Origin of the sequence: Massilia sp. WG5 (assembly GCF_001412595.2) — a bacterium.
In the GTDB taxonomy this organism is placed as follows: domain Bacteria; phylum Pseudomonadota; class Gammaproteobacteria; order Burkholderiales; family Burkholderiaceae_D; genus Telluria.
In genome coordinates, this window is the sequence record NZ_CP012640.2 from 1,741,650 (window position 1) to 1,764,585 (window position 22,936).

At 66.5% G+C, this 22,936-nt stretch carries 20 protein-coding genes; 4 read left to right on the plus strand and 16 right to left on the minus strand.

Annotated features, from left to right (window positions below; genetic code table 11):
- Window positions 1–70: 70 nt before the first annotated feature.
- The 16 genes from AM586_RS07735 to ndk all read right to left on the minus strand — a co-directional run bounded on the left by AM586_RS07735 (window position 71) and on the right by ndk (window position 16,665).
- Window positions 71–613, minus strand: a complete 543-nt coding sequence (locus AM586_RS07735) for a phosphoribosyltransferase (RefSeq protein ID WP_047824097.1) — start codon at window positions 611–613, stop codon at window positions 71–73.
- A 61-nt stretch (window positions 614–674) separates the two neighbouring features.
- A complete protein-coding gene (locus tag AM586_RS07740) occupies window positions 675–1,985 on the minus strand; it encodes an adenylosuccinate synthase (protein WP_047824096.1) in 1,311 nt (436 codons plus the stop codon).
- Between the two features lie 3 nt (window positions 1,986–1,988).
- Complete coding sequence (locus AM586_RS07745; RefSeq protein ID WP_047824094.1) at window positions 1,989–3,143, minus strand: ATP phosphoribosyltransferase regulatory subunit; 1,155 nt, start codon at window positions 3,141–3,143, stop codon at window positions 1,989–1,991.
- A 152-nt stretch (window positions 3,144–3,295) separates the two neighbouring features.
- The gene (gene hflC, locus AM586_RS07750) at window positions 3,296–4,186 is read right to left on the minus strand and encodes a protease modulator HflC (protein ID WP_047824092.1); all 891 of its coding nucleotides are present in this window, start codon (window positions 4,184–4,186) and stop codon (window positions 3,296–3,298) included.
- On the minus strand, window positions 4,186–5,508 hold the full coding sequence (gene hflK, locus AM586_RS07755) for an FtsH protease activity modulator HflK (RefSeq protein ID WP_047824090.1): 1,323 nt from the start codon (window positions 5,506–5,508) through the stop codon (window positions 4,186–4,188). The genes hflC and hflK overlap by 1 nt, the downstream gene beginning before the upstream one ends.
- Before the next feature lie 3 nt (window positions 5,509–5,511).
- Window positions 5,512–6,642, minus strand: a complete 1,131-nt coding sequence (gene hflX / locus AM586_RS07760) for a GTPase HflX (protein ID WP_229411127.1) — start codon at window positions 6,640–6,642, stop codon at window positions 5,512–5,514.
- Between the two features lie 29 nt (window positions 6,643–6,671).
- A complete protein-coding gene (gene hfq / locus AM586_RS07765) occupies window positions 6,672–6,908 on the minus strand; it encodes an RNA chaperone Hfq (protein ID WP_036168820.1) in 237 nt (78 codons plus the stop codon).
- 152 nt (window positions 6,909–7,060) lie between these two features.
- Complete coding sequence (gene der / locus AM586_RS07770; protein ID WP_047824084.1) at window positions 7,061–8,404, minus strand: ribosome biogenesis GTPase Der; 1,344 nt, start codon at window positions 8,402–8,404, stop codon at window positions 7,061–7,063.
- 9 nt (window positions 8,405–8,413) lie between these two features.
- Window positions 8,414–9,568: an outer membrane protein assembly factor BamB gene (gene bamB / locus AM586_RS07775; RefSeq protein ID WP_047824082.1), complete on the minus strand. Its 1,155-nt coding sequence runs from the start codon at window positions 9,566–9,568 to the stop codon at window positions 8,414–8,416.
- Window positions 9,569–9,693: 125 nt separating this feature from the next.
- Window positions 9,694–10,347, minus strand: coding sequence for a tetratricopeptide repeat protein (locus AM586_RS07780; protein ID WP_047824080.1), 654 nt, complete (start codon window positions 10,345–10,347; stop codon window positions 9,694–9,696).
- Between the two features lie 40 nt (window positions 10,348–10,387).
- On the minus strand, window positions 10,388–11,734 hold the full coding sequence (hisS, locus tag AM586_RS07785) for a histidine--tRNA ligase (RefSeq protein WP_047824078.1): 1,347 nt from the start codon (window positions 11,732–11,734) through the stop codon (window positions 10,388–10,390).
- Between the two features lie 99 nt (window positions 11,735–11,833).
- Entirely contained in the window at window positions 11,834–13,105 is a 1,272-nt protein-coding gene (gene ispG, locus AM586_RS07790; protein ID WP_047824076.1) for a flavodoxin-dependent (E)-4-hydroxy-3-methylbut-2-enyl-diphosphate synthase, read from the minus strand.
- A 1-nt stretch (window position 13,106) separates the two neighbouring features.
- Complete coding sequence (locus AM586_RS07795) at window positions 13,107–14,129, minus strand: helix-turn-helix domain-containing protein (RefSeq protein WP_307163527.1); 1,023 nt, start codon at window positions 14,127–14,129, stop codon at window positions 13,107–13,109.
- A 1-nt stretch (window position 14,130) separates the two neighbouring features.
- Window positions 14,131–14,940, minus strand: a complete 810-nt coding sequence (gene pilW / locus AM586_RS07800) for a type IV pilus biogenesis/stability protein PilW (RefSeq protein WP_307163524.1) — start codon at window positions 14,938–14,940, stop codon at window positions 14,131–14,133.
- Window positions 14,937–16,106, minus strand: a complete 1,170-nt coding sequence (gene rlmN / locus AM586_RS07805; RefSeq protein WP_047824072.1) for a 23S rRNA (adenine(2503)-C(2))-methyltransferase RlmN — start codon at window positions 16,104–16,106, stop codon at window positions 14,937–14,939. Before rlmN ends, pilW begins: the two co-directional genes overlap by 4 nt.
- Window positions 16,107–16,239: 133 nt before the next feature.
- Complete coding sequence (gene ndk / locus AM586_RS07810; RefSeq protein ID WP_047824070.1) at window positions 16,240–16,665, minus strand: nucleoside-diphosphate kinase; 426 nt, start codon at window positions 16,663–16,665, stop codon at window positions 16,240–16,242.
- A 238-nt stretch (window positions 16,666–16,903) separates the two neighbouring features.
- Between ndk and AM586_RS07815 the strand changes: the two genes are divergently transcribed.
- From AM586_RS07815 to AM586_RS07830, 4 genes are all read left to right on the plus strand, one after another.
- Window positions 16,904–17,587, plus strand: a complete 684-nt coding sequence (locus tag AM586_RS07815; protein ID WP_047824068.1) for a Bax inhibitor-1 family protein — start codon at window positions 16,904–16,906, stop codon at window positions 17,585–17,587.
- Window positions 17,588–17,686: 99 nt separating this feature from the next.
- Window positions 17,687–18,037: a DUF2946 family protein gene (locus AM586_RS07820; RefSeq protein ID WP_162600530.1), complete on the plus strand. Its 351-nt coding sequence runs from the start codon at window positions 17,687–17,689 to the stop codon at window positions 18,035–18,037.
- Window positions 18,038–18,121: 84 nt separating this feature from the next.
- Window positions 18,122–20,152 (plus strand): TonB-dependent receptor, encoded by a 2,031-nt coding sequence (locus AM586_RS07825; protein ID WP_047824064.1) that lies wholly within the window; start codon window positions 18,122–18,124, stop codon window positions 20,150–20,152.
- A gap of 75 nt (window positions 20,153–20,227) precedes the next feature.
- Entirely contained in the window at window positions 20,228–22,918 is a 2,691-nt protein-coding gene (locus AM586_RS07830; protein ID WP_082439706.1) for an ATP-binding protein, read from the plus strand.
- Window positions 22,919–22,936: the final 18 nt, after the last annotated feature.

A 22,936-nucleotide genomic window follows, 5' to 3' on the forward strand; every position in this document is an offset into this window, starting at 1 on the left:
GCGGTCCCTCACGGAACCGCCCTTTTCTTTCGTTCGCACTTCACCCGCACACGCGCGCGGGTAAGCGAAATCAGTTCTTCTCGAACTTCTTCAGCCACGCCGACAGCTGGTGCGGGCGCAGGCCGTCGTAGTCTTCGAACGGCTGGTGGATCCACGGGTTGTGCGGCAGGTCCTGCAGGTGGTAGTCCGGCACCAGCGACGAGGTGCCCTTGACCCAGATGACCGCCGAGCGCACTTCGGTGACGGCTTCGTAGTTGGTCTTCAGGTGCTCGCGCACCTTCTGCAGGGTGACGCCGGAATCGGCCAGGTCATCGACCAGCAGGATCTTGCCGGCCAGCGGGCCCTTGGTCATCGTCATGTACTTGGCGATGTCCAGGTCGCCCTGCTTGGTGCCGGCTTCTTCACGGTAGGAGCTGGTCGACAGGATCGCCAGCGGCACGTCGAAGATGCGGGAGATCGCGTCGCCCGGGCGCACGCCGCCGCGCGCGAGGCACAGCACCATGTCGAACTTCCAGTTCGATTCGTAGACTTTCAGCGCCAGGCGCTCGACCAGGCGGTTGTACTCGTCCCAGGAGACCCACAGGTCCTTGTCGGTCGATGCAGGAGTATTCACTTTCAAATTCCTTTTTGCCGGGCTTCGCAAACCTTGGTCTTCGAAGCCCTTCTTATTAATATCAGGCGGCGAACGGGTGACGCAGCACGATGGTTTCAACGCGGTCCGGGCCGGTCGACACCATGTCGATCGGGACGCCGACCAGTTCTTCGATGCGCTTGATGTAAGCGCGGGCATTGGCCGGCAGTTCGTCCATGGACTTGGCGCCGACGGTGCTTTCCTTCCAGCCCGGCATTTCTTCGTAGACCGGCACGCAGGCGGCCGCCTCTTCCGCGCCGACCGGGAAGATGTCGACGTCACGGCCGTCGATCTTGTAGCCGGTGCACAGCTTCAGGGATTCGATGCCGTCCAGCACGTCCAGCTTGGTCAGGCACATGCCGGTCACGCCGTTGATCTGGACCGAGCGGCGCAGCAGCGCGGCGTCGAACCAGCCGCAGCGGCGCGCACGGCCGGTCACGGTGCCGAACTCGTGGCCCACGCGCGACAGGTGCTCGCCGACGCCGGCGTCGGTCGGCAGTTCCGACGGGAACGGGCCCGAACCCACGCGGGTCGTGTAGGCCTTGGTGATGCCCATGATGTAGTGCAGCATGCCCGGGCCCACGCCCGAACCGGCGGCGGCGTTGCCGGCCACGCAGTTCGACGAGGTCACGAACGGATAGGTGCCGTGGTCGACGTCGAGCAGCGAACCCTGGGCGCCTTCGAACAGCAGGCTGCCGCCGGCCTTGTGCGCGGCGTACAGTGCCGAGGAGACGTCGCCGACCATCGGACGCAGGCGCGGCACCAGGGCCATCGCGTCGTCGAAGGTCTTCTGGAAGTCGATTGCCTGGGCTTTCAGGTAACCGGTCAGCACGAAGTTATGGTAGTCCAGGTTCTCGCGCAGCTTCTCGGCGAAGCGGGTTTCGTTCAGCATGTCGGCGATACGGATCGCGCGGCGCGCCACCTTGTCTTCGTAGGCCGGGCCGATGCCCTTGCCGGTGGTGCCGATCTTGTTGACGCCGCGCGCGGCTTCGCGGGCGACGTCGATGGCGACGTGGTAGGGCAGGATGACCGGGCAGGCTTCCGAGATCTTCAGGCGCGACGCGACTTCGACGCCGGCGGCTTCGAGCTTGTCGATTTCGCGCATCACGTCCGGCACCGACACCACGACGCCGTTGCCGATGTAGCAGGCCACGCCTTCGCGCATGATGCCCGACGGGATCAGCTGGAGGGCGGTCTTCTGGCCCTTGATCACCAGCGTGTGGCCGGCGTTATGGCCGCCCTGGAAGCGCACCACGCCGGCGGCGTGGTCGGTCAGCCAGTCGACGATCTTACCCTTGCCTTCATCGCCCCACTGGGTGCCGATGACAACGACGTTCTTAGCAGTATTTGACATCACTTAACCTAAGTTTTTTAGAATCCAATTTCCCTGTTCGAGGACGAGCACGCGGTCGCACTCGAACTCGTCCTGTACATTCTCGTGACCCGGCATGGACTGGATCACGACTTCGCCTGCCTTGCGCAGGTCAGCGATTTTTTCGCGCAGCTCGGGGGCGTTGCCCCACGGCGCACGGATGGCATGCTTGCGGTCGGCGGTCGGCAGCAGCCGCGCCAGTTCGCGCAGGTCGAGCGAGAAGCCGGTTGCCGGACGCGCGCGTCCGAAGGCTTCGCCGACGTGGTCGTAGCGCCCGCCGCGGGCGACGGCGTTCGGCAGGCCCGGCACATAGAGCGCGAACATGGCGCCGCTCTCGTACTGGTAGCCGCGCAGGTCGGCCAGGTCGATCGCCACTTCGGCGCGGCCGATGGCGCAGGCCGCCAGCGCGGCCAGTTCGCCCAGTGCACGGGAGATGCCCGGCAGCGCCGGCAGCACTTCCCTGGCGCGCGCCAGCACGTCGACGTCGCCGTAGAGGTTCGGCAGCGCCATCAGGGCGGCGCGGGTGCCTGCCGCGTAATGGATGGAAGCCTCGTCCAGGCCCGGCATGTCCTTCGACTTCAGCAGGCCGTGCAGCAGCTGCTCGTCGCGCTTGGCGGCCGGGTCTTCGGCCAGGATCGCGCGCAGCACGCCGGCGTGCGACAGGTCCAGGCGCGGCTGCTCGAAGCCGGCCAGGGCCAGCGAGGCCAGCGCCAGTTCCTGGATCTCGGCGTCGGCTTCGAGGCCGGCGTGGCCGTAGATTTCGGCGCCGATCTGGAGCTGCTCGCGGGTCGCGTGCAGGCCCGACGGGCGGGTGTGCAGCACGGTGCCGGCATAGCACAGGCGGGTGACGGTGTCGCGGTTCAGCAGGTGGGCGTCGATACGGGCGACCTGGGTGGTCATGTCGGCGCGCAGGCCAAGCAGGCGGCCGCTCATCGAATCGACCAGCTTGAAGGTCTTGGAGTCGGTATCCTGCCCCGCGCCGGCCAGCAGCGACTCGACGTACTCGAGCATCGGCGGCATCACCAGCTCATACCCGTAGGTGCGGAAGGTGTCGAGCATCAGGCGGCGCAGTTCCTCGATCTTGCGCGCTTCGGACGGCAAGACGTCGGCGATATTCTCGGGCAATAGCCAGGTAGGCATGGGCAAAGCGAAAGGGAGTTGTTAAAGATTGAGCAACGGAATGCGCGGCTTTGCACGCGTATTCTGCGCCGAATCGACGATTTTAACCGAAAACCGGCCGGGATTGGCGCAGAAGTTGCGGGGCAGGCACACGGCGCCCGCCCCTAAAGTGCTTATTTGCCCGTTCCCGGGCTCTTGAAGTACTTGAAGAAATCCGAATTCGAATCCAGCACCAGCACGTCGCTGCGGCTCTTGAAGGTCGCGCGATAGGCTTCCAGCGAACGGTAGAAGCGGTAGAACTCGGGGTTCTTGCCGAAGGACTGGGCGTAGATCTGGGCCGCTTTCGCATCGCCCTCGCCCTTGATGGTCTCGGCGTCGCGGAAGCCTTCGGCCAGGATCACGCTGCGCTGGCGCTCGGCGTCGGCGCGGATGCCTTCGGCCTCGGCTTCGCCGGTCGAGCGCGTCTCGCTGGCCACGCGCAGGCGCTCGGCCTTCATGCGCTCGATCACCGCATTGTTCACCTGGGCGGTGAAGTCGACGCGTTTCACGCGCACGTCGACGATCTCGACGCCGAGCTGGCGGCTGGCGGCAGCGACCCGTTCACGCACGCCGGCGGCCAGCTGCTGGCGCTGCCCCGAGAGCACGTCGGCCACCTTGCGCGCGCCGATCTCGGCATTCATCGCAAGCTGCACGGCCTGGGCCACGCGCTCGGCGCCGCGGTCGGCGCTTCCCTGTCCGCCGCTGCCGCCGATCGCCATCAGGTACTGGCGCGGATCATTGATGCGCCATTTGACGAAGGCGTCGACCAGCAGGTCCTTCTTCTCCGCCGTGACGAAGCGCTCGCCGTCGGCGGTGTCGAGGGTCTGCAGGCGCTTGTCGAGGTAGACCACGTTCTGGAACGGCGGCGGCAGCTTGAAATGCAGGCCGGGCTCCTTGATCACCTCGCGCAGTTCGCCGAGCGCATAGACGACGGCGTAGCGGTTCTGGTCGACCACGAACATGCTCGAGGACACCAGCGCCAGGACGATGGCCGCCCCGATCACGATCGAAAGCAGGCGGCGCATCAGCGGGTCTCCCGTTCACGCGACGAATCGCGGCTGCGCGGATCGACCTTGCGCACCGACTCCGGCTGCGGATGCTGGTCCGGGGCCGGCGCGGCCTGTGCCTGCGGCTGGTTCTGCTGGTTCTGCTGCGGGTTCGCCGACTGGTTCTGCTGCGGCTGGTTCTGCGGCTGGCCGGCCTGCGGTCCCTGCGGGGCCGGCATGACGGGACCGGAACGGCTGCCGATCGCCGCCTCGTTGGCCAGCGACTGGTTCAGCATGCGGTCGAGCGGCAAATAGATCTGGTTCGAGGTCTTGGCGTCGATCATGACCTTGCTGGTGCTGGAGAAGATCTGCTGCATGGTGTCCAGGTACATGCGGTCGCGGGTGACGGCCGGCGCTTTCGCATATTCGGCCACGACCTGGTTGAAGCGGGCGGCATTGCCTTCCGCGGTGTTCACGACCGTCGCGCGATAGGCTTCGGCGTCCTGTTTCTGGCGCTCCGCCTTGCCCTTCGCCTGCGGGATGATGTCGTCGGCATAGGCCTGCGCTTCGCTGCGCGCTCTAGCCCGTTCTTCCTGGGCCTTGACGGTTTCCTCGAAGGCGCCGGCGATCTGCTCGGGCGCGGCCAGCGACTGCACGGTCACGCCGGTGACGGCGGCGCCGAGCTTGTAGCTGTCGACCATCTTCTGGATCATGCCCTGCGCTTCGCCGGCCAGCTGGTCGCGGTTTTCGGCCAGCAGCGCATCCATCTTCGCGCGGCCGACCAGTTCGCGCACCACGGTCTCGGCGGCGTCGCGCACGGTCTCGACCTGCTCGCGGTTGTTGAACACCCAGGCGACCGGGTCCTTGATCTTGTACTGCACCGAGAACTGGACGTCGACGATGTTCTCGTCCGCGGTCAGCATCAGCGCTTCGTTCGGCTGCTTGTTGCGCACGTTCGCGCGGTAGCCGATCTCGGCGGTCTGGACCTGGCTGACATTGACCGTCTCATGGGCCTGGAACGGGGCCGGCCAGCGCCAGTTGAAGCCGGCGCCGGTCTTGTGCGAGAGCTGGCCGAAGGTGGTGACGAGACCGACCTGCCCTTCCGGCACGATGAAGGCGCCGCTGGCGAGCCAGATCAGGAACAGGATCGCGCCGACCACCGACGCGGTGACGCCGACCCCGCGCGCATCCGGGCGGTAGCCGCCGCCGTCGCCGCGCTTGCCGAACAGGCGGTTCAGGCGCTGGTTGAAGTCACGCCAGAGCTGGTCGAGGTCGGGCGGGCCGTCGTTGCCGGAGCCTTTGCCCTGCTGGGCCTTGGGATCTTCAGGTTTGTGTCCCCAGCGGGGGTCGTGCAGTGACATAGGCTAGTGTGGAACCACATGGGTGGTGTTCGGAATATTCTCGGCATCAGCAAGCGCGATCACGGGCTCGGTCCTGGCCGCCTCGACGATCGCGTCGCGCAGCAGGTCCAGCCCCGCGCCACTGTGGGCGCTGATAAAAACGCGGCTGATTTTATCATATTCATCACGTTCCACCCCGGGCTCCAGCCCGGCCGCATCGATCTTGTTCCAGACAAGGATCTGCGGGATGTGGTCTGCGCCGATTTCGCGCAGCACCTCGTTGACCTGCTCGATCTGCTCCATGCGCACCGGCGACGAACCGTCGACCACGTGCAGCAGCAGGTCGGCATGGATGGTTTCTTCCAGCGTGGCGCGGAAGGCGGCCACCAGCTGGTGCGGCAATTCGCGCACGAAACCGACCGTATCGGAGATCACCACATTGCCGGTTTCCTCGCCCAGGTAGAGGCGGCGGCTGGTGGTGTCCAGGGTCGCGAACAGCTGGTTCGCGACGTACACCCCGGCCTTGGTCAGGGTGTTGAACAGGGTCGACTTGCCGGCGTTGGTATAGCCGACCAGCGACACCGAGAATGTCTGGTTGCGTCCGCGCGAGCGGCGCTGGGTCTCGTGCTGCTTGCGCAGCTTGGCCAGGCGGGTGCGCAGCATCTTGACGCGCTCGCCGATCAGGCGGCGGTCGGTCTCGAGCTGGGTTTCGCCGGGGCCGCGCAGGCCGATACCGCCCTTCTGGCGCTCAAGGTGGGTCCAGCCGCGGATCAGGCGCGTGGCCAGGTGCTGCAACTGGGCCAGCTCGACCTGCAGCTTGCCCTCGTGGCTCTGGGCGCGCTGGGCGAAGATGTCGAGGATCAGGCTGGTGCGGTCGACCACGCGCACGTTCAGCCTGCGCTCCAGGTTGCGCTGCTGGGCCGGCGACAGGGCGTGGTTGAAGATGACGATCTCGATCTTGTCGGCCAGGCAGGCCTGGGCGATTTCGTCGGCCTTGCCGCTGCCGACGAAATGCGCAGGATCGGGACTGCTGCGTTTTGCGGTGATCGTGGTGATCGGATCCGCTCCGGCGGAACGCGCCAGCAGCGCCAGCTCTTCCAGGCTTGCGGTGAAATCGCCGCGGCCGAAGTCGATGCCGACCAATGCTGCGCGCATGGTGTTGCCGGAAACGTCAGCCATTGACCTCACTCGGCGTCTTGTTCGAGGTTGAGGTTGACGGCACGTGCCGGGACGACGGTGGAAATGGCGTGCTTGTAGACCATCTGGGTGACGGTGTTACGGAGCAGAACCACGTACTGATCGAAGGATTCGATATGTCCCTGGAGCTTGATCCCGTTGACCAGGTAGATAGAGACCGGGACATGTTCCTTGCGCAAGGCATTGAGGAATGGGTCTTGTAACAGTTGCCCTTTGTTGCTCATAACAGCTCCGTAATGTTGTTGTCGTATAAAAATTGAGGCACTACGCCGGTTTTCAAGTGCTCGGGCCAACATTCTCAGCTTTTGAATGATGTCCCGAAGCTACTGTAACCTGTTTTGTCGTTTTTTGTCGTACCGCTATGGTTAGACCAGACTTAAGACTGGTCTTTCGCAAACGGGTTTTTACCGCTCCGCAGTTCGATCCGCAGCGGGGTGCCGATCAGGTCGAAGGTGTCGCGGAAATGCTTCTCCAGATAGCGCTTGTACGGCTCGGTGATGCCATCCAGCGCGTTGCCGTGGATGACGATGATGGGCGGATTCTGGCCGCCCTGGTGGGCATAGCGCATCTTCGGGCGGGTGCTGCCCTTGCGCTTCGGCTCCTGCTTCTCGACCGCTTCCTGCAGCGCACGCGTCAGGCGCGGGGTCGACAGCTTGGCGGTGGCGGCGGCGTAGGCCGTATCGATCGCCTTCATCAGGTGATTGATGCCGGTGCCCTTCAGCGCCGAGATGAACTTGGTTTCGGCGAAGGACAGGAAATCGAGCTTGCGGTCGATGTCGTTCTTGACCTGGTCGCGCTGGTCGCTGGTCAGGCCGTCCCACTTGTTGACGGCGACCACCAGCGCGCGCCCGCTCTCCAGGATGAAGCCGGCGATGTGGGCGTCCGATTCGGCGATGTCGGCCTGGGCGTCCAGCATCAGCACGACCACGTTGGCTTCCGAAATCGACTGCAGGGTCTTCACCACCGAGAACTTCTCGACGGCCTCGAACACCTTGCCGCGGCGGCGGATGCCGGCGGTATCGATCAGCGTATAGTGCTTGCCGCCTTTTTCGAAGGGCACCTCGATCGAGTCGCGGGTGGTGCCCGGCATGTCGAAGGCGATCACGCGCTGCTCGCCGACCAGGGTGTTGATCAGCGTGGACTTGCCGACGTTCGGGCGGCCGATCAGCGCGATCTTGACGCCGTAGTCGGCCGGGTCGAATTCCGCCTCTTCCTGCGGACGCAGGGTCGCGGCTTCATCGATCGCCTCGTTGACGAGGTCGAGCACGCCGTCGCCGTGGGCGGCCGAGATCACGTAGGGGTCGCCCATTCCCAGCTCGTAGAACTCGGCGGTGACGCTGGTGTACTTCATGCCCTCGCTCTTGTTCACGACCAGCATGACCTTGCGGCCCGACTTGCGCAGGAAGTCGGTGATGGTCTTGTCGTGCGGGGTCAGGCCCTGGCGGCCGTCGACGATGAACATCACGACGTCGGCCTCGGCCACCGCCTGCTTCGTCTGCAGCGCCATCTCGTGCATGATGCCTTCCTTGGCGACGGGTTCGAAGCCGCCGGTATCGATCACCAGGAAGGGGCGGTCGCCCATGCGGCCCTCGCCATAGTGACGGTCACGCGTCAGGCCGGGCAGGTCCGCCACCAGCGCGTCACGCGAGCGGGTCATGCGGTTGAATAGGGTGGACTTCCCGACGTTCGGGCGTCCTACGAGTGCAATTACCGGCTTCATGTAAGTATCTTATTCCACCGCGATCGCTGTCACGGTTCCGTTTTGTGTTTGAAAAATCAGGTTCGAGCCCGCGACCAGCGGAGTCGAGCTGATCGCACTGCCGTCGGTGGCGGCACGGGCCAGGAAGGCGCCGTCCTCACGCGACAGGAAGTGCACGTAGCCCTGGTAGTCGCCGACCGCGACCGCACGGCCATAGGAGACCGGGGTCGACAGGCGGCGGAAGGCCAGCTTGTCGTTCTTCCAGGCGCTGGTGCCGGTGTCGCGGTTGTAGGCATACACCGCGCCCTTTTCGTCGGTGACGAAGACGAAGCGCTGGTCGACCGCGACGCCGGCTTCCGACGACAGGTCGCGGGTCCAGTGCGGGCTGCCGTTCAGCGCATCCCAGCAGCCGACGCGGCCCTGGTAGGACACGGCGCAGACTTCGCCTTCGAACACCACCGGGTAGCCGCCGATGTCGGTCACGCGTTCGAGTTCGGTGGCGCCGCGCGCGACGCCGACTTCGATCTCCCAGCGCGGGGCGCCGGTCGCCAGCACCAGCGACATCAGCTTGCCGCCCGGCTGGGCCACGATCACGTCCTTGTCGTGCACCACCAGGCCCGGCGCCGTGCGCAGGGTCAGCGGCGGCGCGGCGCGCTGCACGGTCCATTTCTTCTGGCCGGTCGCGGCATCGATGCCGACGATGCGGTTATCGACGCTGCGCGCCACCACCACGCCCTGCCCCACCACCGGCGAGGACAGGATCTCGCTCGACAGCTGGGTCTTCCAGAGCTGCTTGCCGTCCATGTCGAAGGCCAGCAGCTGGCCCTTCTCGCCGCCGACCACGATCAGGTTGCCGTCGGTGCCGACGCCGGCGGTCAGGTCCATGCCGGCCTTGACGCGCCAGACCTGGCGGCCGCTGGCGGCTTCGGCGCGCACCAGGGTGCCGTCGCCGCCGGCCACGATCACGGTATTGCCGGCCAGCGCGGGGGTGAACTGGTAGTTGCGGGACTTGCCGACTTCCAGCTTCCAGGCGGTACGCACCGCCATCGCCCCTTTCAGGTCGACCAGCGGCGCCGGCACGTTGCCCTTCGGCTTGGATGAGAACGGATTCAGCGAACTAATCGTCGAGCAGCCCGTCATCAGGGCGAGGACACCGACACCAACCAGCTTCCGGGTAATACGCATGTTCTTCTTGCCTTATTCTTCGAATGTCTAAAACGCCGTCCCCGCGCAGGCGGGGATCCAGGTGCTGCGAGAGCAGTCGTCACGCATGCAAACCTGGTTCCCCGCCTCCGCAGGGACGACGGATCTTATGCAGCAGCCTTCGCGGCCGGCACCGTGCCGCCGATCGCGTCGAGCTTGATCTGCACGATCTGGCGCCCAGGGTGCTTCTTGTCCATCTTGTCGAGCGCGGCCTGGTAGGCGGTGCGGGCTTCCGGCAGCTTGTTCTGCGCCACCAGCACGTCGCCCTTGCGGTCCGCCACTTCCGCGGCGAACTGCGGCTCGATGTCGCCGTTCAGGATCGCCAGCGCCTGGTCATAGGCCTTCTCGTCGAGCAGCACGCCGGACAGGCGCAGGCGCGCGATCGACTTGTACTCCTCGTTGCCATGGTCGACCGCCCACTGCAGCTGGGCCTTGGCGGACTTCAGGTCGTTGGCGTCGAAGGCGGCCTTGGCGGCGGCCAGCGCGGCCATCGGGGCGTAGGCGGTGCTGTCGTACTTGCTTTCGATGTCGGCGGCCATGCGCTGGACTTTCGCATTGTCGTTCGCCTGGGCGGCCTCGGACAGGCTGTCGTACAGGGCCGAGGCTTCGGCGGCCTTGCCGCGCTGGTGCGTGTTCCAGAAGTTATAGCCGGCGTAGCTGCCCAGCGCGATGATCAGCACCCAGCTGATCAGGTTGCCAAAGCGGTTCCAGAAGGCCTTGAAATTGGCTATCTGTTCCTGTTCTTCGAGATCGTATGCCATGGACGTGGATTTCTTTTATCGGTTATGGGAAGGGTCGGGATTACGGATGATAGTGCACGTGCTCGTGATCGTGGTCGTGGTCATGGCCGCCGATGACCTGGTCGACGATGTAGTCGACCGCCTCGTCGAAGGCCACGCTGGCCTGCTGGGCGCCGCCCTCGGCGTCGCGCAGCGACTTCACCGCCACCACCTCGTTCTTGACCTCGTCCTCGCCGATGATCACGGCGAACGCCGCGCCCGAGCCGTCGGCCTTCTTCATCTGGCTCTTGAAGCTGCCGGCGCCTTGCGCGGTGGCGCAGTGCAGGACCACGTCCAGGCCGGCGTCGCGGATGCGCTCGGCCAGGATGAAGGCCTTCAGCTGGGCGTCCTCGCCCTGGTGCACCATGTAGACGTCGCACTGGCTCGGCGCGGCCGGCTCGCCCTGGCCCTTCATCAGCTCGATCAGGCGCTCCATGCCCATCGCAAAGCCGATGCCCGGGGTCGGCTTACCGCCGATCATCTCGATCAGCGGATCGTAGCGGCCGCCGGCGCAGACGGTGCCCTGGGCGCCCAGTTCGTCGGTAACCCACTCGAACACGGTGCGGTTGTAGTAATCCAGGCCGCGCACCAGGCGCGGGTTGACGGTGTACTGCACGTTGCTGGCGTCGAGGATCTTCTTCAGGCCCTCGAAGTGGGCCAGCGACTCGCCGCCCAGGTAGCTGAGCAGCTGCGGCGCGGCGTTGACCAGGTCCTGCATCGCCGGATTCTTGGTGTCCAGGATGCGCAGCGGATTGGCGTGCAGGCGGCGCTTGGCTTCGGCGTCCAGCACGTCGATATTCGCTTCGAAGTAGGCGATCAGGTCGGCGCGGTGGCGCTGGCGCTCCTCGGCGTTACCGATCGAATTCAGTTCGAGGCGGATGTTGTCCAGGCCCAGGTCGTCCCAGACGCGGCGGCACAGCATGATCAGCTCGGCGTCGATGTCCGGACCGGCAAAGCCGATCGCTTCCGCGCCGAACTGGAAGAACTGGCGGTAGCGGCCGCGCTGTGGACGCTCGTGACGGAACATCGGGCCCTTGTACCACAGGCGCTTCGGGCCGTCGTAGGCCAGGTTGTGCTCGACCACGGCGCGCACCGCGCCGGCGGTGCCTTCCGGGCGCAGGGTCAGCTGGTCGCCGTTCATCGAATCGGTGAAGGAATACATCTCCTTCTCGACGATGTCGGTGACGGCGCCGATGGCGCGCGCGAACAGGCCGGTCTCCTCGACGATCGGGGTGACCAGCTTCTGGTAGCCGTAGCTCTTCAGCACGGATTCCACGGTGTTCTCGAACAGCTCCCACAGCGGCGCATCGGCCGGGAGGATGTCGTTCATGCCTTTGATGGCAACAATCTTTTCTTTTTTATCGGACATTTCTACTTTCCTTGCGCCGTAGGGTGGGCACCCTGTGCCCACGCGAACGCGTGCACTGTGCCGGCTTATCCGTGGGCTCGGGGAGCCCACCCTACGCTGTTAGCTGACTGCTTCGGTTTGACCGTAGTTTTTTTGCACGTAATTCAGCACGATCGTCTTGAACTCATCCACGATCCGCTCGCCCCGCAGTGTAGCGACCTTTTGGCCATCCACAAAGACCGGCGCCGCCGGCGACTCGCCGGTGCCGGGCAGCGAGATGCCGATGTTCGCATGCTTCGACTCCCCCGGACCGTTGACGATGCAGCCCATCACGGCCACGTTCATCCCTTCCACGCCCGGATAGGTCTTCTTCCATTCCGGCATCTGCTCGCGCAGGAAGGTCTGGATGTTGTCGGCCAGTTCCTGGAACACGGTGGAGGTCGTGCGGCCGCAGCCCGGGCAGGCGATCACCATCGGGGTGAACTTGCGCAGGCCCATGGTCTGCAGGATTTCCTGGCCCACCACGACTTCCCTGGTACGGTCGCCGCCCGGCTCCGGGGTCAGCGAGATGCGGATGGTGTCGCCGATGCCTTCCTGCAGCAGCACCGACAGCGCCGCAGTCGAGGCGACGATGCCCTTGCTGCCCATGCCCGCTTCGGTCAGGCCCAGGTGCAGCGCGTAGTCGCAGCGCTTGCCGAGTTCGCGGTAGACCGCGATCAGGTCCTGCACGCCCGAGACCTTGCACGACAGGACGATCCGCTCGCGCGCCAGGCCGATCTCTTCGGCGCGCTGCGCGTTCTCGATCGCCGAGGTGATCAGGGCTTCGTACATCACGGCCTGGGCGCTCCAGGGCTGGGCGCGCGCCGCGTTCTCGTCCATGATGCGGGCCAGCAGCGACTGGTCGAGGCTGCCCCAGTTGACGCCGATGCGCACCGGCTTGTCGTAGCGGATCGCGGTCTCGATCATCTGGGCGAACTGGCTGTCGCGCTTGGCGCCCTGTCCCACGTTGCCCGGATTGATGCGGTACTTCGACAGCGCCTGCGCGCATTCCGGGAAGTCGCGCAGCAGCAGGTGGCCGTTATAGTGAAAGTCGCCGACCAGCGGGACGTCGACTTCCATCCTATCGAGCTGTTCGCGGATGGCCGGCACGGCGGCGGCCGCTTCCGGCGTGTTGACGGTGATGCGCACGATCTCGGAACCGGCGCGGGCCAGCTCCTTGACCTGGATCGCGGTGCCGATCACGTCGGCGGTATCGGTATTCGTCATCGACTGCACGACGACGGGGGCGTCGCCGCCCATCCATACCTTGCGCTCGCCGTGCTGGATCAGCACCGGACGGCTGGCGCGGCGCGCCAGGGGACCCGAGGGAATCGGCATGTTCGTAGAAGTCATGTTATTGCAAGTTAACCAGTGAGTAAGTCTTGCCCGGCTGCGGCGGCAGCGCCACCGGGGCGCCGCGCAGGCTGGCCGAGACGGCGCCCGGGTTGCCGATGATGACGCGCACCGGCTGGTCGACGTTCACGGTTTCGGTGCTGCCGGCCTTGACCAGGCGCTTGATCATCGGGGCGCCGCCCTTGGCCGGACGCACTTCGATCCAGGCGTCCTCGCGCACTCTCAGCACCAGCGCGTTGGCGCCGGCGGCGGCGGGCTGCGCGGCGGCAGCCGGCGTTGCAGGGGCCGGGTTCTGGCTGGTCACCGGACTGGCCGGCGCGGCCGGCACCGTGGTCGGCGGCGCGCCGGTGGCGGTGGTGGCCGGCACGTTCACGACCGGGCCGGCAGCAGCGCCGCCCGGCGTGGCGGCCGCGCCATCGGCGGCCGGTGCGCTGGCCGGGCCCGGCACGGAAATCAGCGGCACCGACGGATTCTGCAGGGTCTCGGTCGCGCTGCCGTGGGCGGCGTCGGGCGAGGCGGCGCTCGGCGCCGGCACACTGGCCACGCCGGTTTCGCCACGCTGGCCGGATGGGATCAGGCCGAAATGCCAGGCCGCAGCGGCAGCGGCCACGACCACCACGGCGCCGGCGATCCAGCCCAGCGGCAGCGAGGAGCGCTTGCCGTGCGAAGGGAACTTCGCCTGCGAGAACGAGGCCGGGGCCGGACGCCGCACCGGGGCCGCGCCGGCCTCTTCATGGCCCGGCGTATCGATCGCGATCCGCGCCACCAGCGGGGCCGGATCGAGTTTCATCAGCTTGGCATAGGCGCGCACGAAACCGCGCGTCACGGCCGGACTCGGCAAGGCCGCATAGTCGCCCGCCTCCAGCGCCACCACCTGGCGCACCGCCAGTTTCAGCTGGTCGGCAACCTGCTCCACCGTCCAGCCCATGGCTTCGCGTTGGGCTGCCAGCACCTTGCCCGGGATGTCATGCCGGCTGTCGGGCGTCGTCGGCTCGTCTGCACGCTCGGAACTCATCGTCGTCATCTCACTCGTTAAATGCACCGCGCTCGAACGCCGCGTATTCGGGCGAGCCGGGGAAGCGCTTGCGCAGCTGTGCCGCGAGAGTCGCTTCGGTAGTCCGGTCGCCCAGCATGTGCTTGACCCGGATGGCCAGCCACAGCACGTCGGCAGACAGCGCATCGAGTTTCGCTGCCTCCGTCAGGCGGTTGATGAAAAACCCGGCGCGGGTGTAGTCGCGCCGCTCGAAATAGACCCGCGCCAGGCCGGCCTGGATCGCCGGCAGCTCGGGTTCGTAACGCAAGGCGTCGAGCAGGTAGCGCTCGGCCGCGTCGATATTCTTCAGTTTCAGGCTGCAGTTGCCGGCATTCACCATGGCCTTGACCGGCGAGCGGTACTGCGGATTCTTCAGCGCCGACTCGAAAAAGCCGAGCGCCTGGTCCGGCCTGCCGCCGGCGTCGCACAGAAACAGCCCGTAGTTGTTGGCCAGGTCGGGATTGCGCGGCGCCAGGCGCAGCGCATGCCGGTAGTTGTCGTCGGCCAGCGCGTTCTCGCCCATCGCGGTGTAGATCAGGGCGCGCAGGCCGTAGGCGTCGGCATAGTCGGGGGTGGCGGCGATCGCTTTCTTGACCTCGTCCAGCGCGATCTCGTATTTGCGGTCCTGGAAATAGCCGACCGCCAGCTGCAGGCGGATCTGGGCGCGGTTTTCCGCGGCCGTCTGGTCGGATGCCGTCCTGAGTTCGCGCGGCGACTCGTCCTGGCTGGCGCACCCGGCCAGCAGGGTCAAGGCACCCATCGCGAAAACAGCGCCGGCCAGTCCGGACCGCGTCGGCTTCAAGAAGGGATCTCCACGATCTTGCCGAAGTCCGGGCCGAACTTCTGCTGGTATTCGGCCATCTTGCTCATCCGCTCGTTGACGCGGGTACGGTCCTTGACCTCGCCGGCCAGCTGGCCGCAGGCGGCGTCGATGTCGTCGCCGCGGGTCTTGCGGATGGTGGTGACCAGGCCGGCATCCATCAGGATCTGGGCGAAAGCCTTGATGCGCGGGTTCTTCGACCGCACCAGGCCCGATTCCGGGAAGGGATTGAACGGAATCAGGTTGAACTTGCACGAGACGCCCACGGCCGGGTCGTTGACCAGGGCGATCAGCTCGCGCGCGTGCTCGTCGGTGTCGTTGACGCCGTCGAGCATGCAGTATTCGAAGGTGATGAAGTCGCGCGGCGCGAACTCCAGGTAGCGCCTGCAGGCCGCCATCAGCTCGCGCAGCGGGTATTTCTTGTTCAGCGGGACCAGCATGTCGCGCAGCGGGTCGTTCGAGCCATGCAGCGAAACCGCCAGCGCCACCGGGCACTCCTGGCTCAGTTTGTCCATGTTCGGCACCACGCCCGAGGTCGAGACGGTCACGCGGCGGCGCGACAGGCCGTAGGCGTTATCGTCCAGCATCAGCTTGAGCGCGGTGACGGTCGGCTCGAAGTTCAGCAGCGGCTCGCCCATGCCCATCATCACCACGTTGGTGATCTGGCGCTCGCCCTTCGGACCGCCTTCGATGCCCTTGGTCTTGCGCAGCTCGAACTCGGCCATCCACAGCTGGCCGATGATCTCGGCCACGCTGAGGTTGCGGTTGAAGCCCTGCTTGCCGGTCGAGCAGAAGCGGCAGTTGACGGCGCAGCCGGCCTGGGTGCTGATGCACAGCGTGCCGCGCGTCTCTTCCGGGATGAACACGGTCTCGACCGCGTTGCCGTTGCCGACGTCGACCAGCCACTTGCGGGTGCCGTCGCTGGACGTGTGGTCGCTGATGATGGCCGGCGCCGTTACCGTCGCGCGGGTCTTGAGCTTTTCGCGCAGCGACTTGGCGAGGTCGGTCATGTCGTCGAAATTCGCCACGCCGAACTGGTGAATCCAGCGCTGCAGCTGTTTGGCGCGGAATGGCTTCTCCCCCAGTTCGGCGCAGTAAGCGACGAGCTGCGCGGGATCGAAGTCCAGCAGATTGGTGAGAGTTGCCATCGTTGAATCCTGTATCGTCAAAATAAATCCCGCCCGCCGGGCTCCGGGAGCGTGGGCGAGCGGGTCACTACGGTGTCGGCATGCAGCTTAACGCAGCGTGCCGGCTTGGCGCGAAAAAATTTCGCGCACTTGATTAACGCGAGTAGACGTTCAGCGCCGGGAAGTAGTACGCGATCTCGACAGCGGCGGTTTCCGCAGCGTCCGAACCGTGCACGGCGTTGGCGTCGATGGAGTCGGCGAAGTCGGCGCGGATGGTGCCCTTGTCGGCCTTCTTCGGGTCGGTGGCGCCCATCAGTTCGCGGTTCTTGGCAATCGCGCCTTCGCCTTCCAGCACCTGGATCATGACCGGACCGGAAATCATGAAGTCGACCAGATCCTTGAAGAACGGACGCTCCTTGTGGACGGCGTAGAAGCCTTCCGCTTCAGCGCGCGACAGCTGGGCCATGCGGGCTGCGACGATCTTCAGGCCAGCGCCTTCGAAGCGGCTATAGATTTGACCGATCACGTTTTTTGCAACTGCGTCGGGCTTGATGATCGACAGGGTGCGTTCGATTGCCATGTAAAAACTCCAATAAAAAGAAAGGTTTAAATCGAGAACTTCGGAACTCAATCAACCTTCGATTTTACCATACATCCGCAGGCCAGCCGATATTGCGAGGGCGGCATCGCCGGTGATACAGTGTCGGTAATAATTACTCGTCCATACCGTGGGCTTAACCGGGCCTTAACGGCTGCTTTAATGGCCGGGAAACGTCCCCATATCGGATGTCGATAGAAGTTCATCAACCGGAGGCAATATGATTCCCAATCTGCAGAAAACTTATGACGTCTCGGCCAGCGGCGCCGTACGCCATCGCGTACTGCGCAATACCTACTGGCTGCTCGCCCTGTCGATGATCCCGACCGTGCTCGGCGCCTTCATCGGCGTGCAGGCGCGCCTGCCGATCATGGGCGGCGGCCTCGGTTTCCTGCTGTTCTTCGCGATCGCCTTCGGCTTCATCTTCGCGATCGAGAAGACCAAGAACTCGGCGGCCGGCGTGCCGGTGCTGCTCGGCTTCACCTTCTTCATGGGCCTGATGCTGACCCCACTGCTGCGCTACACCCTGGGCTTCGCCAACGGCGGCGCGCTGATCATGGGCGCCTTCGGCGGCACGGCCGTCGTGTTCGCGGCGATGGCGACGGTAGCGACCGTGTCCAAGCGCGACTTCTCCGGCATGGGCAGCTGGCTGTTCGCCGGCACCATCGTGCTCATCCTGGCGTCGGTGGCCAACATCTTCCTGCACCTGGCCGCGCTGCACCTGGTCGTGCTGGTGCTGGCGATGGGCATCTTCTCGGCCTGGCTGATCTTCGACGTCCAGCGCGTCATCAATGGCGGCGAAACCAACTACATCACCGCCACCCTGTCGATCTACCTGGACCTGTACAACATCTTCACCGCCCTGCTGCAACTGCTCGGCATCGGCTTCGGCAACCGCGATTGAGCGTCGGGGCGCCTTGCCCTGAGGGCTTTCTCGGGCGCTCCTGCAATGTCGCCCTCCAGGAACCGGCCTCGATGGCCGGTTTTTTTGTACAATAATCGGATGTCTCGCAGCCTGGTCCATGTCTTCCTGTCGCTGCTGCTGCTCGTTTCGCAGCAGCTGTCGCTGGGCCACGCCTACTCGCACTGGACCGACGTCCAGGAATCGCTGACCGAGCAGCGCCAGAGCGCCTACGACCCCGACGGCGACGGCGGCAAGCCGTCCAAGCCGGGCCTGCACGAGCAGTGCGGCCAGTGCGCCGCCAGCGCCCAGGTCGCATTCGCGCTGCCGTCGACGGTACGCCAATTCATCCCCGCCGAGCTCGCGTACGCCGTCCCCAGCCTCGCGCCCACGCCCGGCATCTGCCTGCTGGCGGCCTGCCCCTTCCAGCAGCGCGCCCCACCCCGGGCCTGATAACGCGTCCCCTGCTTTTCCCGCGCTGCCCGGCCTTCGCCCCGGCAGCGCGGACCGTTATCCATTCGCTCGAGGTTTTAAACGATGAAAAAGATTCAACCGACGCTGATCGCCAGCGCGATCCTGTTCGCCTACGCCCCTGCCTTCGCCCAGACGCAGTCCCGGATCACGCCGGACGGCGGCCAGGTCATCAATGAAGGCAAGGTCCAGCAGGTGGTGGTCACCGCCAATCCGCTGCGCAATGGCGAAGGCGACCAGATCCTGACCCCGGCCAAGGTGCTGGCCGGCGACGAGCTGCGCGACAAGGTCGGCAGCTCGCTCGGCGAGACCCTGCAGAACGAGCTGGGCGTGTCCGCCTCGGCCTTCGGCGCCGGAGCCTCGCGCCCGATCATCCGCGGCATGGAGGGTTCGCGCGTGAAGATGCTGGAGAACGGCATGGCGACCTCGGACGTGTCCGGCCTGTCGAACGACCACGCGGTCGCTTCCGAAGGCGCGGTGGCGCGCCAGATCGAGATCCTGCGCGGCCCCGCCGCCCTGCTGTACGGCTCCGGCGCGATCGGCGGCCTGGTCAACGTCGTCAACGAACGCATCCCGACCGCGCTCGAAGACAAGCCCACCGGCCAGGCCGAGAGCCGTTACAGCACGGTCGACAACGGCCGCAACCTGTCCGGCTCGATGGACGGCGCGGTCGGCCACGTCGGCCTGCATATCGACGGCAACTGGCGCGACACCAACGATTACAGGATCCCCGGCAGCCGCGTGCTGGGCGACCCGGCCTCCGGCGGCGGCCGGCTGCCGGACAGCGATACCAGCGAGCGCAGCATCGGCGCCGGCGCCTCCTACATCCGCGACTGGGGCTATGTGGGCGTGTCCGCGAACCACCTGTCGAACAACTACGGCATCCCGAGCGCGGAAGGTTCGCGCATCGACCAGCGCCAGAACCGCTACGACCTCGACAGCCTCGTGCACGATCCCTTCACGGGCTTCGAGAGCGCGCGCCTGAAGGCCGGCTTCACCGACTACCGCCACGCCGAGCTGGGCGAGGACCTGGCGCCCCAGGTCATCTTCAGCAACCGCTCCTTCGAATCGCGCCTGGAGCTGACCCACAAGCCGCTCACCGGCCTGCACAACCTGCACGGCACCTTCGGCGTGCAGACCGAGAACACCCACTTCTCGGCGCTCTCGGCGGCGGGCGGTCCGGACACGGTGCCGGTCACGCATTCGACGTCCAGCGCGGCCTTCCTGGTCGAAGAGACTTCGCTCGGCCCGGTTCGCCTGAACGCCGGCGCGCGCTACGAGAACGTGCGCCGCGAACCGGTCGGCAACGCCGAGCGCAGTTTCAACCTGGGCTCCGGCTCGGTCGGCGCGCTGTGGCCGTTCACGAAGGGCTATAGCGCCGGCGCCACGCTGTCGTATGCCCAGCGCGCGCCGTCCACCGACGAGCTTTACTCGGGCGGCCCGCACGACGCCACCCTGACCTTCGACCTCGGCGACGCCAATCTGAAGAAGGAGGTCTCGCGCAACATCGAGCTCTCGCTGCAGAAGGACACCGGCATGCTGCGCTGGAAGGCGAACCTGTTCCGCAACAACGTGTCCGACTTCATCTACGGCCACATCACCGACCTCAGCCTTGACCAGGACGGCAATGCCGGCGGCAGCTTCCGCCAGCGCCTGTTCCAGCAGGCCCCGGCCCACATCCAGGGCGCGGAAGCCGAACTGACGTGGAACGCGGTGGGCATGGGCTGGAACGGCCGCCTGTTCGCCGACGGCTCACGCGGCGAGCTCGACAGCGGCGACAGCCTGCCGCTGCAGCCGGCCGACCGCATCGGCGCCAGCCTCGGCTACCGCCAGGCCGACTGGCGCGCCGGCCTGTCCTGGACCCACGCGCGCGGCCAGGACCGCTTGGCCGCCTTCGAGAGCACGCCGACCCCGGCCTACAACCTGGTCGACGCCAACCTCTCGTACACGCAGAAGCTGGAGCACACCGACCTGACCTGGTTCCTGCTGGCGAAAAACCTGCTGAACCAGGACATTCGCCTGTCGACTTCGCTGCTGAAGGATATTTCGCCACTGCCTGGCCGGAACCTCGTGTTCGGCGTCCGCGCCAAGTTTTAAGTGTGAAATATAAATTTTTCTTCAGAAAATGTATTTTTTCTCAGCCGCGATCCAGCTTGTGCATTTGCGCATAGAATGACGACTTTCGGACTCGAAGGCGATAGCATGGAAGCGGCCACGCGCGACTTTCATCTCCTCGATACTTCCGGCGCGGTGCGCGCCGGATACCACCTGCATGACTGGTCGGGTTCGCCGCTCGGCCTGCCCGACCAATGGGATCCGGCGCTGCGCAACGCGGTCAGCCTGATGCTCGAGTCGGAGTTCCCCATGTACATTGCATGGGGTCCCCGACTGATCCTGCTCTACAACGCCGCCTATATTTCCCTGCTCGACGGCAGGCATCCGTCCACCCTCGGCGCGCCCCTGCTCGATGCCTGGCCCGACCAGTGGCCCGGCATGAAGCCGCTGGCCGAACGCGCCCTGGGCGGCCACTCGACCTATGGCGAAGACGTGCCGCGCACGATCCGCCGCGCCGGCAAGCCCTACCACGGCTGGTTCACGCTGGCCTACTCGCCGGTGCGCGACAGCGGCGGCGCGGTGCGCGGCTTTCTGTGCGTCACCAGCGAAACCACGCCGCGCGTGCAGCTCGAACGCCGCCACGCGGTGCAGCTGCAGGTGGTCGACAGCCTGCGCCGCCTGCACCATCCGTCCGACATCGTCGAAAGCGCCTGCGCCCTGCTCGGCAAGCATCTCGAGCTCGACCATGCCTGCTACGTCGAGGGCGACGGTACCGGCGCCGGTTTCGAAGTCATGCACGACTGGGCGCGCGACGGCGCCTCCGCGCTGGCCGGACGGCGCGCCCGCATCAAGGATTTCGGGCCGGCGGCGCTGGCCCTGCTGCACACCGGCGCGCCGCTGGCGATCCGCGACACCACCAGCGACCCGCGCCTGGCCGAGCGCGGCGAACGCTATGCGGCGGCCGGCGCACGCGCGATCCTGGCGCTGCCGCGCCTGCGCCGCGGCCAGCTGCAGGCGGCCCTGGTCGGCTACGCCACCAGCGCCCGCACCTGGGACGAGGAAGAATGCAAGCTCGCCGCCGACATCGCCGAGCGCAGCTGGGAAGCGCTGGACCGCATGTCGGCCGAGCAGGCGCTGCGCAACGCGGTGGCGCGCCAGACCACGCTGCTGGACATGAACGAGTTCCGCCTCGAGCTGGCCGACCTGCTGCGCCGCCTCGACGACCCGGCCCAGATCTTCGTCCAGACCGCCGCCATGCTGGGCCGCTTCCTGCAGGTCAGCCGGGTGCTGTACGGCGACTACGACGCCGACCGCCAGCTGGTCACCTTCCACTCGAACTATACCGACGGCATGGTGACCGAACTGAGCGGCACCTTCCCGGCGGCCCTGTTCGGCGCCGCCAACTTCGTCGCGCTGGCGCAGGGCGCCACCATGGTCGCCAGCGACCTGCAGCGCGATCCGCGCACTGGCGCCCCGGACACCTGGCCGACCTTCGCCGCGCTGCAGATCCGCTCCTGCGTGGTGGTGCCGGTGCACCACAACGGCGCGCTGACCACCTGCCTGCTCATCAACGACAACCTGCCGCGGGTCTGGAGCGCCGACATCGTGCGCCTGATCGAGGACGTCGCCGAGCGTTCCTGGAGCGCGCTCGAGCGCGTGCGCGCCGAGGAAGCGCTGCGCCTGGCCGACCGCCGCAAGGACGAGTTCCTGGCGATGCTGGCGCATGAGCTCCGCAATCCGCTGGCGCCGATCTCGGCCGCCGCCCAGCTGCTGACCATGGGCCCTTCCGACAGCGGCCGCGTGGAGCGCACCAGCGCCATCATCGCGCGCCAGGTGGCGCACATGACCGGCCTGATCGACGACCTGCTGGACGTCTCGCGCGTGACCCGCGGCCTGGTGGTGCTGGCGCGCGACGAGGTCGATCTGCGCCGCGTGATCGACGACGCGGTCGAGCAGGTGCGCCCGCTGATCGAGTCGCGCCGCCACGAACTGAGCCTGGAGCTGGCGCTGGATACCGGCCCGGTGATCGTCGAAGGCGACTACAAGCGCCTGGTGCAGGTGCTGGCCAACCTGCTCAACAATGCCGCCAAGTACACGCCGGAAGGCGGCCGCCTGGGCATGTGGATGGGCGCCTCACCCGATCATGTGCTGGTCAGCGTGAAGGACAACGGCATCGGCATCGCCGCCGACCTGCTGCCGACCGTGTTCGACCTGTTCGCGCAGGCCGAGCGCACGCCCGACCGCGCACAGGGCGGCCTGGGCCTGGGCCTGGCGCTGGTGAAGAGCCTGGTCGAGCTGCACGGCGGGATGGTGACCGCATCCAGCGAGGGCCGCAACATGGGCACCGAGTTCACGGTGCGCCTGCCGCGCCGGCACGCCGTAGCGGTTACTTCCGGCGCGCCGGACGCCCCGGCCGAGGCGGCGGCCGACGGCGCCCGCGGCCTGAAGCTGATGCTGGTGGACGACAACGAAGACGCGGCCATGACCCTGGGCCTGCTGCTGGAGGCGAGCGGTCATGCGGTGACGGTGATGCACGACCCGCACCAGGCGCTCGCGCGCGCCGCCGGCGAACGCTACGACGTGTTCCTGCTGGACATCGGACTGCCGGGCATGAGCGGCGTCGAACTGGCGCGCCGTCTGCGCAAGCTGCGGGGTTCGGAGAAGGCGGTGCTGATGGCGATTTCGGGCTACGGGCAGCAGTCGGACCGTGCGGATGCCCAGGAGGCCGGCTTCGACCGGTATTTCGTGAAGCCGGTGGATGCGGAAGAACTGATCGGTGCGCTGGCCGAGGTAAGCGCCTGGCGCTGAACCGCAACCTCGTCGTCC